This window comes from Oceaniradius stylonematis (assembly GCF_003149475.2).
Classification (GTDB): Bacteria; Pseudomonadota; Alphaproteobacteria; order Rhizobiales; family Rhizobiaceae; genus Roseitalea; species Roseitalea stylonematis.
This window is the reverse complement of record NZ_QFWV02000002.1, coordinates 350,610-362,876: the sequence shown is the minus strand read 5'-3', so window position 1 is coordinate 362,876 and position 12,267 is coordinate 350,610. Positions and strand designations below refer to the sequence as shown.

At 65.9% G+C, this 12,267-nt stretch carries 10 protein-coding genes; 8 read left to right on the top strand and 2 right to left on the bottom strand.

The features are described from left to right. Positions 1–145: 145 nt before the first annotated feature. The 4 genes from DEM25_RS03180 (at position 146) to DEM25_RS03165 (ending at position 4,230) form a co-directional block, all read left to right on the top strand. Complete coding sequence (locus DEM25_RS03180) at positions 146–1,330, top strand: ABC transporter permease (RefSeq protein WP_109768106.1); 1,185 nt, start codon at positions 146–148, stop codon at positions 1,328–1,330. Then, positions 1,330–2,106 carry an ABC transporter ATP-binding protein gene (locus DEM25_RS03175; protein ID WP_109768105.1) on the top strand — a complete coding sequence of 259 codons (777 nt, stop codon included), beginning with the start codon at positions 1,330–1,332 and terminating at the stop codon, positions 2,104–2,106. Before DEM25_RS03180 ends, DEM25_RS03175 begins: the two co-directional genes overlap by 1 nt. A 13-nt stretch (positions 2,107–2,119) precedes the next feature. Then, the gene (locus tag DEM25_RS03170; RefSeq protein WP_109768104.1) at positions 2,120–3,499 is read left to right on the top strand and encodes an MlaD family protein; all 1,380 of its coding nucleotides are present in this window, start codon (positions 2,120–2,122) and stop codon (positions 3,497–3,499) included. Between the two features lie 107 nt (positions 3,500–3,606). Then, positions 3,607–4,230 (top strand): ABC-type transport auxiliary lipoprotein family protein, encoded by a 624-nt coding sequence (locus tag DEM25_RS03165; protein WP_109768103.1) that lies wholly within the window; start codon positions 3,607–3,609, stop codon positions 4,228–4,230. A gap of 77 nt (positions 4,231–4,307) precedes the next feature. On the opposite strand, the gene DEM25_RS03160 is transcribed toward DEM25_RS03165, so the two are convergent. After that, positions 4,308–8,810: an apolipoprotein A-IV repeat region-like domain-containing protein gene (locus tag DEM25_RS03160; protein WP_109768102.1), complete on the bottom strand. Its 4,503-nt coding sequence runs from the start codon at positions 8,808–8,810 to the stop codon at positions 4,308–4,310. Positions 8,811–9,575: 765 nt separating this feature from the next. On the opposite strand from DEM25_RS03160, the gene DEM25_RS03150 reads away from it, so the two are divergent. The 4 genes from DEM25_RS03150 to folK are packed head-to-tail and all read left to right on the top strand — an operon-like array spanning position 9,576 to position 11,675. After that, positions 9,576–9,896, top strand: a complete 321-nt coding sequence (locus DEM25_RS03150; RefSeq protein WP_109768101.1) for a 2Fe-2S iron-sulfur cluster-binding protein — start codon at positions 9,576–9,578, stop codon at positions 9,894–9,896. A 34-nt stretch (positions 9,897–9,930) separates the two neighbouring features. Next, the gene (gene folP / locus DEM25_RS03145) at positions 9,931–10,809 is read left to right on the top strand and encodes a dihydropteroate synthase (protein WP_109768100.1); all 879 of its coding nucleotides are present in this window, start codon (positions 9,931–9,933) and stop codon (positions 10,807–10,809) included. Between the two features lie 16 nt (positions 10,810–10,825). Continuing rightward, positions 10,826–11,170, top strand: a complete 345-nt coding sequence (gene folB / locus DEM25_RS03140; RefSeq protein WP_196780257.1) for a dihydroneopterin aldolase — start codon at positions 10,826–10,828, stop codon at positions 11,168–11,170. Beyond that, complete coding sequence (folK, locus tag DEM25_RS03135) at positions 11,160–11,675, top strand: 2-amino-4-hydroxy-6-hydroxymethyldihydropteridine diphosphokinase (RefSeq protein ID WP_342633458.1); 516 nt, start codon at positions 11,160–11,162, stop codon at positions 11,673–11,675. Before folB ends, folK begins: the two co-directional genes overlap by 11 nt. 22 nt (positions 11,676–11,697) lie before the next feature. On the opposite strand, the gene DEM25_RS03130 is transcribed toward folK, so the two are convergent. Continuing rightward, on the bottom strand, positions 11,698–12,231 hold the full coding sequence (locus tag DEM25_RS03130) for a hypothetical protein (protein ID WP_420578768.1): 534 nt from the start codon (positions 12,229–12,231) through the stop codon (positions 11,698–11,700). Between the last annotated feature and the right edge of the window lie 36 nt (positions 12,232–12,267).

Sequence of the window (12,267 nt, the reverse complement as noted above, 5' to 3'; positions counted from 1 at the left end):
ATCCAGGATCCTTGCAATGGCGCTGCCAGAGCAAAGGGAATACGCCTGCCGGGGGGCGTTGTGCAACGGCCACGATGGGCATGTATCGCGCGGCCGCAGCGGCTTTGAGGCTGACGGACGGGCTTGCAGGCGCTAGAACTGTGACATGACGCTGGTCCAGGACGATGAATTTGCGCAGCCGCGCGCCTCGTCGGAGGCGCTGCCGACGGTCGAAGCCGACCGGGCGGGCGGCGATCCGGTGCTGCGGCTTGCCGGTGTCTGGCTGACCGCCACGGTCGGGAGCGTCGATGCCGATCTGTCCAAGGCGGTCAAGGCGACCGGCGATGCGGGCACGCTGAAGATCGATGCCAGCGCGGTCAGCCATCTGGACACGGCCGGCGCATGGCTGATCGTGCGCACCATGCGCATTGCGCAGGCGCGCAACCAGCCGGTTCGCCTGGCCGGCTTGAAGCAAGGCGCGCAGACGCTGGTCGACGAGGTCGCCGAGAGCACCGCGCGCCCCGAACCTCCCCCGCCTTCAGAGCGCGTGGGGCTTGCCACCATCCTGGCGACAATCGGGCACTATGTGTGGGATCTGCGCCGCGATGCCACGATGGGGCTGCACATGCTCGGCGCGGCGGTGCGCGGCAGCCAGATGAAATCGGGCCACCGCAATCCGATGGCATGGGCGCCAGTGGTCAACCAGATCGACCGGATGGGCGTGCGCGCCATTCCGATCATCGTCCTGATGTCGACCATCATCGGCGCGATCATTGCCCAGCAGGGCGCCTTCCAGTTGCGCTATTTCGGCGCCGAGATCTTCGTCGTCGACCTGGTGGCGATCCTCGTCCTGCGCGAGATCGGCGTTCTTTTGACCGCCATCATGATCGCCGGCCGGTCGGGCAGCGCGATCACCGCCGAGATCGGATCGATGAAGATGCGCGAAGAGGTGGACGCTTTGACCGTGATCGGTCTCAATCCGATCGGCGTTCTTGTCTTTCCGCGCCTGGTCGCGCTGGTGATCGGCCTGCCGCTTCTGACCCTGATCGCCAACTTCTCTGCGCTGGCAGGCGCGATGTTCGTCGCCCAGGCCTATTCGGGCATCAATCCCGAAGCGTTCATAATGCGCATGCGCGATGCGATCGACATGTCGACGTTCCTTGCAGGCATCATCAAGGCGCCGTTCATGGCGATCATCATCGGGATCATCGCCTCGGTCGAGGGGATGAAGGTGGGAGGCAGCGCGGAATCGCTGGGTGCCCGCGTCACGGCCTCCGTCGTCAAGGCGATCTTCGTGGTCATCGTCGTCGACGGGCTGTTTGCCATTTTCTTTGCGGCGGTGGACTTCTGATGAGCGCCGAAGCAGACATCGTTTTGAGCGTGCGCGACATGCATGTCCGCTTCGGCAGCAATGTCGTTCTGGACGGGCTGGATCTGGATGTGCGGCGCCGCGAAATCCTCGGCTTCGTCGGAGCGTCCGGCACGGGCAAGTCGGTGCTGATGCGCGCGATCCTGGGACTGACGCCGAGACAGGCCGGACGTATCACAATCTTCGGGCACGATCTGTCGGCGGTCGACGATGACGAGCGCATCCTGATCGACATGCGGATGGGCGTTCTGTTCCAGCATGGCGCGCTTTTTTCGGCGCTGACCGTGGCCGAAAACATCGAAGTGCCGATGCGCGAATATGTCCAGCTTCCGCCGAAACTGATGCGCGAGCTGGCCATCGTCAAACTGGAAATGGTCGGGCTGAAGCCCGCCGACGGCGACAAGTATCCGTCCGAACTGTCGGGCGGCATGATCAAGCGGGCAGCGCTGGCGCGCGCGCTGTCGCTCGACCCGGATATCGTCTTTCTGGACGAGCCGACATCCGGGCTCGATCCGATCGGTGCCGCCGAATTCGACGAACTGATCGCCAAACTGCGCGACACCATGGGTCTGACGGTCTACATGGTGACCCACGATCTGGACAGCCTTTTCACCGTAGCGGACCGGATCGCGGTGCTGGGCGAGGGCAAGGTGATCGCCGCCGGGCCGTTGTCGACAATGCTCGCGCATGACAATGCGTGGATAAAATCCTATTTCCGTGGCAAGCGGGCGCGTCACATTCCCGCCAAGGTAGAGTAGGCGTCCGAGCACGATGGAAACCAAGGCCAACTATGTCGCCGTCGGGGCGTTCACCGTTCTGGTGTTCGCCGCCGCCTTCGCCTTTGTCTACTGGTTCGCGCGCAACGACACCGGTGGCGAGACGGCGCAGCTGAACATCGTGATCGCCGGTTCCGTGACGGGCTTGGCCAATTCGAGCGTCGTCAAGTTCAACGGCATCGATGTGGGCAAGGTGGACCGGCTGGGCTTTGACGCCACCGATCCGGGCGTCGTGATCGCCGAAACGCAAGTGCGGCGCGACCTGCCGATCACCGCGGAAACCAAGGCGGTCTTGTCGTTCACCGGCCTGACCGGCATCGCCCATATCGAGCTGGAGGGCGGTGCGGTCGATCAGCCCAACGTGTTCGAACTGGCCGAACGGGAGGGGACGGTCGCGACGATCAACGCGGATCCCACCGCGCTCAACGATCTGCTTGCCACCGCGCAGGACATCGCCAACCGGGCCAACAACATCCTCACCGACGTCGAAAGCTTTGTCGCCGACGCGCGCGGGCCGCTGACGCGGGCCGTCGAGAATGTCACCGAGATCAGCGATGCGCTGGCGGCCAATTCGGGCCGTATCGACGAGTTCCTGACCGGTATGGGCGATCTGGGCGAATCGCTGGGCACCATGTCGGTCACGCTGGAACGCACCCTGTCGGGCGCGGACGAACTGATCGCCGCGGTCGATCCGGACGATGTGGCCGCGATCGTCACCGAAGTGCGCGGCTTTGCGGCCGACCTCAATGAAGCGTCGGACGATCTGGACGGTCTTGTGGCCTCCGCGCGCACGACACTGGAGGGGCTCGAGAGCATCGGCGACCGGGTCGACCAGTCGTTCGATCAGCTCGACACGCTGATTGGCGCGGTCGATCCCGATGCGGTGGGCGAGGCGGTGGCCGGCTTTGCCGATGCGGGCCGGGCGGCGCGCGACATCACCGCCGATATCCAGGGCGTGACCGCCGAACTCGAAGGGCGCGGTGAGGATATCGACACCATCTTCGCCAATGTCACCGAGATGTCCGAACGGCTGAACGCGGCCTCGGTCCGCGTCGACGGCGTTCTGGAGAAGCTCGACGGGTTTCTGGGCGAAGGCGGGGAAGGCGGCCAGAACCTGATTGCCGAGGCCAGCGAGACCTTGCGTTCCTTCCGCGACGTCGCGAGCAACCTCAATGCACGGCTGGACAGCATTGGCGGCGGTCTCGAGCGGTTTTCCGATCGCGGCCTGCGCGATATCGAGGCGCTGGTCAACGAAACGCGGCGGTCGATTTCGCGCATCGAACAGACGATCACCAGCATCGAACGCGACCCCCAGCAACTGATCTTCGGAGGCGATGGCGGGGTCAAGCGCTTTGACGGGCGCGAGCGCCGCTGATAAGCGGAGAAGGACGATCCGCGGAGGGTCCGGTTTCGCGGAGCAGGCAGCCGAGCGGGGCGTGCAAGTAATGTGTCATGGGGCGATGACGGGGTGCAGCAGTGTCCATGAGTGAGCCGGGCCGACGGCCGTTGCGCCTGCCACGATCGATCGCCGTTCTGCTGGTATCGGCCGGCCTCGTCCAGGGCTGTGCCGCGCTCGGCGGCACGGCTGAGCCGCCCGACACGTTCGACCTTGTGGCGCCGCGCGACGTGTCAGCGGGACCGGTGCGGCGCGGCACGCAGATCCTGATCGCCGAGCCCGGAGCCGTTCAGGCGCTCGATTCCCAGAATATCGTCGTCGAGACCGCGCCGTTCGCCATCCAGTATCTGGGCGATGCGCAATGGGGCGACCGTCTGCCGCGTCTGGTTCAGCGCCGGCTGGCCGAGAGCTTCGACCGCGCTGATCGTTTCGACGGCGTGGGCCTGCCGGGGCAGGGGCTGGCGATCGACTACCAGATCGTGACCAACATCGCCGAGTTCGGCATCGACATTCCCGCCGCTGCCGCCCGGATCGAGATCGAGGTCAAGCTGCTGGACGACCGCAGTGGCGTGGTTGCCGCCGATCGGCGTTTCGCCGCGTCGGTTCCGGTCTCGCGCACCGGTAGCCCGGACGATTATGTCGCCGCGCTCAATGCGGCCTTCGCCGGCGTCGCCACCGAGATCGTTGCCTGGTCGGCCGATCTGATCTGATCGCCGCCGTCGGCTGAACAAAGAAAGCCCCGCTCGGTCCGAGCGGGGTTTTTTTTGTCTGAAGCGGCTTTGAACGATCAGCGCAGGCGACCGCTCGCATGGGCCAGCATGGTGTAAACCTTGCCCGTGTCGGACGTCAGGTAGGTTTGCGACATCACACCGTCGCGGTCGTTGCGCGACACGTCGCTGAGCAGGCGTTCGAAGTCCCGCACGTAGCGGTCGACGGACGAGCGGAACGCCGGATCACGACCATAGCGCGCCTTGATGTCCTCGAAGGTGCGTTGCCCGGCAAGCGTGTAGAGACGGCGCGTGAAAATGTCGCGTTCGCCGCGCCGGTAGCGATCCCACAATTGGGCGGCTGCCTCGTGATCGATCGCCCGGGCGATGTCGACCGACAGCGAATTGAGCGACTCGACCGTCTGGGCCGGCTGCCGCGCCGGGGCGGGCTGCTCCTCGCTCGATGCGCGTTTCAACAGGTCGCTCACCCAGCCGCCGCCATCGGACGATGCCGGTGCCCGACGGTCGGGCTCGGGCGCACGCGGCGGAGCGGCGGGCGGTGTGTCGTCGAACCCGCCGCGAAGCTCCGGCTGGGCGGCAGCCAGGGGCGCGGCATGCCCGGCCGGGGCGCGGTCGTCCGCGCTATCCGACCGGGCCTGCGGCTTTTTTGAGCGGGCTGCGCCTCCCACGTCGAATGCGCGTCCCGATTCCTCGACGATGCGTGAGAGGTCCTTGAGCGCGTTGATCTGCTCGCTGACCGCGCGCCGCATCGCATTGGCGCTTTCGCGCGTTTCCTCTGGCAGTTCGAGCACGCCGCGGCGCACCTCGTCCCGCGCGCTTTCGAGCTCCGACCGGATCTCCGACGATACATGCCGCATCTGCGCCGTTGCTTCGTCGAACCGGCCCATGGCTTCGTCGGCGGTCTGCCGGATGCTGGTGGCCAGCTTGTCGGTCGAACTGAGCGCACGGCTTTCCACCTGGCTCAGCGTGTCGCCGATCATCGTCTCGAACGAGCGCATGGTCCGCTGGATTTCCTCGGACTTGGCCACCAGTCCCGAAGCCAGTGCCTCCAGAGCGTCGCGGCGATCGCCGAGCGTTACTTCGAGGTTCGACTGGGCCTTCTCGAACAGGTCCGATGCCGAGGCCAGCACCTTGCCGTGATCGTCGAATCGGGCAGCGATCGATGCGATGTCGTTGAGCGTCTTCTGCGAGACATTGTCGAGTTTCTCGGCATTGTTGCCCAGCAGCGAAACGGACGTGTTGAGGTTCTGCGCGATCGCGCCGGTACGGCTGGCAAAGCCCTCGGTGGTTTCGGCCAGCTTGCCCTCGATGGCGCCCAGATTGCCGGTCGCCATCTCGATCAGTTCGCCCAGCTTGGCGTTGGAGGCCGACAGGCGGTCCAGAAGGCTGCCAACATCGCCGCCAAGGCTGTTCTGCATGGTCTCGACGGTCTCGCGCGTCCGGTCGAGCAGGCCGCCGACAGCACCGGACAGATTGTTCTGCATGGATTCGACGGCGGTGATCGTCTCGGCGGTGCGGTTGGCGAGCGCATTGACCAGCGCATCGTTCTCCGCCCGCAGGCGCTCCGTGGCAGCGCGTGTCGCGCTCTCCAGTTGTGCGGCGATCTCCGCGCCATCCTGGCCGAGGCGCTCGATCAGCGGCACGGCCGTTGTCTCCAGCGTCCGCGCCAGCGCGCCGGTGCGATCGCCGATGCGGCGGTCATAGGCGGCAATCTCCTCGCTGAGCGTCGTCTGGTGCGTTTTCAGCACCTCGCCAAGACGCGCGGTCAGCACATCGCTCTGGTCGGCGCCCAGTTGCGCGACCCGCTCGGTTTCCGCGTCGATCGCGGCCCGGGTCTCTGCGACGCGGTCGCGCAGCGTGCCGGCAAGGTTCGCCGCGCTGTCTTCGAGCACGCGGCGGACATTGTCGACGCCCACCGAAAGGGCGCGCTGCATGGTGCTCGTACGCTCGTCGACGATGCCCGACTGGTCGGTGAAGGCCTCGTTGATGGAGTCTGTCGCCTCGCGCAGCGCGACCACGGCCGCATTGGACCGGGCCTCGACGGAGGAGGCGATCTCGTCGGCCATGGCAGACAGCCGCCGGGTGAGCGCTTCGGTCTTGGCCTCGATGTCGGCGCTTGGCGCATCGAGCGCGGCCGAAAGGCTCTGCGCGGTGCGCTCGGTCGCTCCGAACAGGGCCGCTGTCTTTTCCTCGAGCCGCTCGAGAAATGCGCCGGTGCTTTCGGAGACTTTCGCCACCGTGGCTTCGCCTGTCGCGTTCAGGCGTCCGATCGTCTCGTCGCCGACGGACGTCAGGCCGGAGACGGCACGCTCGCCGCTGGCGGCCAGCTTGGCTGCGACCTCGTCGCCGGCGCCCTGCAGACGCGCGACGGTCTCTTCGGTTGCACTGCTCAGGCCCGACACCGCGTTGTCGCGCAGCGAGGCGATGGACGCCACCAGACGCTGATTGGCGGCATCGAGCTCGGTGACCGAACCGTCGGCGCTCTGGGTGATCTGTGCGGCTGCGTCCATGCTGGTGCCCATCAGGCGGCCCATCAGTTCCTCGCCGGCACTGGCAAGTTTCGCCGTCGCGTCATTGCCAAGCCCTGCGATGCCGGAGGTGATCCGCTGGTGCGCTTGCTCCATGCCATCCATCGTGCTCTTGGCGGAGGCCGATATGGCGTCGGCGGCCGCCGTTCCCGCTTCGATGAAGCGTGCGGCGTTCTGCTCCACGCTGGCGCTGACATGCTCGCCGAGCGCGGCGGCACGGCGTTCCATCGCCGCGGTCTGTTCTTCCAGCGCGCTGGTGATGCGCTGGGTGCCGTGATGGGCGGCGGCAAACGCGGCCTGCGTCTTCTCGTCGAGCCGCTGCGTTGCCTGCTCGACATTGTCCGTCAGGCGCGCAATGCCCTCATCGGTCGCCGAGACGAACCGTTCGGCGATTTCGCCGGCCTTGCCGTCAAGACGCGCCGACTGGCTGTCCATGGTCGAAGTCAGCGTTTCGGCGGACTGCAACACCGCATCGGTCATCGCCTGTGAGCGGGCTTCGGCCCTGGCGAGGAAATCGGCGGTCCGTTCGTCGACTGCGGCGGTCATGCGCGCCGAGACGCCGTCGAGCGTTTCGGCGATCGCCGCGGTGCGCGTCTCCATCGCCTCGCTCAGCGACCGCTGGGCGGCGCCGGTCTGTTCCTCGACCGAATTGCGCGCGCTTTCGGCGGTTTCGGTGATCGATTGTGCGCCGTCGGTGAGCGTGTCGGCGATCGCGCGGGTGCGGTCGAGCAGCGTCTCGTTGAGCTGGCGCGCGCGCGCGTCCAGCGCCACGTTGAGGCGCTCCGTGCTCGCATCGACGGCCGAAATGCGCGTCTCGAACTCCTCGACGAGGTTCTGGCCGCGTTCTGCCAGCAGGCTCTTGAGATTCTCGGCCTGGCCCTCGATCGTGGCGCCCAGTTCGCGCCCGGCCGTCTCGGTGACGGCGTTGAGATTGGCAATGCGGGTCTCGATCAGGCTGGCGAGCGCATCGCCCGAGGCGGTAAACCGCCCGGAGATCTCGTCCATTTGGCTGGCAAGGCCGGCATTGACGGTCGAGCCGGTCTCGTTGAGGCGGTCGAGCAGGCTGTCGCCGGCCTTGTTGATGTTGGTTGTCAGATGCTCAGAAGCAGACAGCATCTTGTCTCCGAGCGTGTTGGTGGCCGCCGTCAGTTCCTCGCGCAACTGCTCATGCGCTCCGGAGATCGATGCGCGCAGGCGTTCGGCATGGGTGACGACGCCCTCGCGCTGATTGCCCAGTTCGCTCAGAAGCGAGCGGACCCGCACTTCATTGTCGGTGTAGGCTCGTTCGAGCTCGGTGACCTCGTTCTGCATCAGCGCTTCGAGTTCGCTGGCGCGCGCGATGGTCCGCTCGATGCCTTCGCCCATCGCGGCGACCTCGCGCCGGACGGCCTGGCCGACCATGGCGACGCGCTCCTGGGCGAGGTTTTCAGGCGCTGCCAGGCGGAAGGCGATCTCGCTCATCGACCGGGCGGTGTTGCGCATCTCCTGGGCCCGGCGAACGAGCACCGCAAACCCGTAGAACATGACGACCGGCAAGACGACGCCGATCATGATCGCGATCACGCCGGGCAGGGCGCGCAATTGTTCGATCGTCCTGATCTGCCAGACATCGGGTGAATAGAGAATGTGCGCCAGCGCGGCGCCGGCGCCGATCCAGATGAGGCTGACGATGGTCGCCCAGACGAACGATTGCCCGCCCGGCCGCGCGCTGATCCGTTCGAGCAGTTGGGCATATTCGCGCTCGGCGCTGTCGTCATTGGCGGCGCGATAGGGGGCCGACGCGGTCGCCGCGGCGGCGGTTGTGCCTGCGGCAGCGGCAACTGCAACGGCAGGTTCGACGGGCTGGTTGGCTTCGCTGAGTTCTCCGGCGGCCTTGCTGACCTGCGCTTCGAAGTCGTCCAGCGACAATTCGCTGTCCAGATCGACATCGGCCATATCACCGGTGTCGCCCGATGTCAGATCGTTCTCCAGCGCTTCCTGAAGCGCCAGTTCCATATCCGCATCCAGGTCCGGTGCATTCTTGTTCTGAGCCATGAAAGCCTCACCTGCTACTCAACTCCGGGCACGGGCCCGGACATACGCTTGCCAGCCATCGTGCAAACGCGCCGGAACTGCAGGCGCAATTGTGGCGTCGCGATGGTTGAGCCTTATCGTAGAGCCACGGGTGCCAGAATGGAACACGATATCGCGACACCCCCAAAAACTTTAAAGATAAAGTTAACGCACTGTGAGAACGGCGGAAATCCGCCGCCGGAACAGGGTTCTGCGAGCCGGTTCCGATTTCGCCGTTTTCGCCCCATTTCGGCCCGCACCCGCCATTAACGGCTTGCCCATCAGTTTGTGACAGCCTCTGCCAAGGGACAGTGCGTGCGGGTGATGCTTATGGATACTCAATCAAGACATCCGGTGTTCGAGACGCCGGACATGGCCTATCAGACGATGGCGCGTGAACGGCCGGTCGATCTGGTCCGGCTGGCGCGGCAGACCGGCGGCGACCGGGCTCTCGAGGAAGAGGTGCTCCACCTGTTTCTCAAGCAGGCCAAGTCGATCGGCAAGGCGATGNGCCGGCGCGATCGCCGATACGGCCAAGGCCGTCGAGGACTCGCCCGGAGAACGGCGGTGCGTCCGCGCGCTTTTGACCGAAATCGACCGGACATGCGATTACATCAACTCGCTTCTGCGCTGACGGCGCCTTGAGGCGTACCGAGCGCGGGTTTGCTTGACAATCGGGGGCGAACGGCTAAGTCGCGCTTCGACGATCCGCGCCGCTGGTGATGCGCGGACCTGCCGGAGTGAACGATGCCCAAACTGACGATCGTCGCCTTTGATGGAACCGAGTTCGATCTGGACGCGGAGGCCGGTTCGACGGTGATGGAAAACGCGATCAAGAACGCGGTTCCGGGCATCGAAGCGGAATGCGGCGGGGCCTGCGCCTGCGCGACCTGCCACGTCTATGTCGATGAGGCCTGGACCGAGAAGGTGGGCCAGCCTGATGTCATGGAAGAGGACATGCTGGATTTCGCGTTCGAAACTAAGCCGAATTCCCGCCTGTCGTGCCAGATCAAGATGACGGACGATTTCGACGGGCTGATCGTCCGCGTTCCCGAACAGCAGGCCTGACCGCCGTTTCCTCAGCCCCGCGGGGTCATGTCCTTTGACCGACCCGTTTGAACCACGTCCATGGCGTATCGGCTCCGGCGCAAGGCTGGAACTGGGGCCGCGCGGACTCGTGATGGGCATTTTGAACGTCACACCGGACAGTTTTTCCGATGGCGGGCATCATGCGGACCCCGATGCGGCGGTAGCGGCAGCGCGCGCGATGGCCGAAGCGGGCGCGGCGATCATCGATATCGGTGCCGAAAGCACGCGGCCGGGTGCCGAGGCGATCGATGGCGAGGCCGAGCGCCGGCGCCTCCTTCCGGTGATCGCGGACGTCCGGTCCGCGCTTCCCGACATGCCGGTCTCAGCGGACACCTATCGGTCGGAAACCGCCCGCGCGGCGCTCGAAGCCGGCGCTGGAATCGTCAATGATGTCGGGGGTTTGCAGCGCGATCCTGCGATGGCGAATCTGGCTGCGGAAACCGGCGCCGGGCTGGTGATCATGCACACCGGACGCGACCGAGACGTTCTGCCCGATCCGATCGAGGATCAGCGCGTCTATCTGTCCCGGTCGATCGAGATCGCGCTCAAGGCCGGGGTCGCGCAAGCCCAGATCGTGCTCGATCCCGGTTTCGGCTTCGCCAAGGACGCCGAACACAATGCGGTGCTGATAGCGCGGTTCGGCGAGTTGCACGCGCTCGGCTTTCCGCTTCTGGCCGGGACCAGCCGCAAGCGTTTCCTCGGGTATTTCACCGGCCGGCCCGTCGAGGCGCGCGACGTGGCCACAGCCGCCAGCTCGGCATTGTTGCGTGCCGCCGGCGCGGCGGTTTTGCGGGTACATGATGTCGCAATGAACGTGGACGCGGCGGCGGTTGCCGATGCTATGATCGCCGCCGGACGCCAGGGGGCTGGCGCCGGGACGGAGCTGGCCTGACGTGTACGAAATCCGGATGATCAACTGCGCCTTCTTTGCGCGCCACGGCGTTTTCGACCAGGAGGAGTTTCTCGGTCAGCGCTTTTATGTCGATGCGCGGCTGTTCGTCGAGCCGGGTCGGGCGCTTGAAGACGACGATATCTCCGACACGGTCGACTACGGTAACGCGTTCAAGGAGATCGAGCGGATCGTCACCGGCAAGCGGCGTTATCTGATCGAGGCATTGGCCTATGAGATCGCCAAGGCGCTGTGCGCGCGCTGGCCGCAGATCAGGCGTGCCGAGATCACGCTGCGCAAGCCCAATGCGCCGGTGCCGGGCGTGCTCGACCATATCGAGGTTCATGTCTGCCATGATGCCTGAGACCGTGAGCGCGCTGATCGCCCTTGGCGGCAATATCGGCGACGTCGCCGGTGCGATGCAGTCCGCGCTTGGCCGTCTTCATGCCGAACCGGGCATGTCGGTCGTTTCGGTATCGCCGATCTACTCGACACCGCCCTGGGGGATTACCGAGCAACCGCGCTTCCTGAACGCGTGCGCCGAAGTTGAAACATCGATCCCGCCGCATGTCTTGCTGCAACGGGTTTTGGCCGCCGAACGGGGCGCCGGGCGCAGGCGCCTGCGCCGCTGGGGGCCGCGCACGCTCGATATCGACATTCTGGCCTATGGAGATCAGGCGATCGAGAGCCCGACGCTGACCGTGCCGCATCCGCGCATGTTCGAGCGTGCGTTCGTGCTGGTGCCGTTGGCCGATATTGCCGGGGAACGGGTGATCGGCGGGCGCCGCGTGTCGGATGCGCTTTCCGCACTCGACACGAGCGGTATCATTCGCACCGACGATCTTCTGTCGCTGCCGCGTGCCGCCTGACGCAATTTGCGCTTGTTTGGTACTAGCGGACCGAGCCGACCTGCACCGGATCGAGCCGGTCGAGGCTCATGCCGATCACCGGCACCAGTTCTCCGCCGACGCGCACGGATACGGTGACATTGAGCGTGTTGTCGTCGGCCAGACGCGCCAGCATGGCGCCGTCGAGCTGCTTGCGGTTGAGCGTCAGCGCCACCCGGTCGCGGCTGACATTGCCGGCGGTGACATCGAGGCCTTCGCCGCCGGCGCCGTCGAGAAACGTCCCCGAATAGGTGCGGCCGTCGCGCTGCACGGTGGCGGTCATCTTCTGGGTGAACAGACCGACGCGGCAATCGCCGTCGAGCGACATGCCAAGCCGGCTGTCGGGGACCGAGCCGTCGAACTGGCAGATGAACTTGGTGCCGCGATACTTGCCGGCGACGATCTCGCCGGGCCCGCGCCATTGGCCCTCGATCTTCTGAAAGAAACGTGCATCACGCGCCTGGTCGGCATGCGCCGGAACGGTGGCGCCGGCAATCGTGCCGGAAATCAGGACGGACATGGCCAGGCGGTTGAGCATGGGGCGCACTCTTTTTGCGATGATTGGCCGCGATCA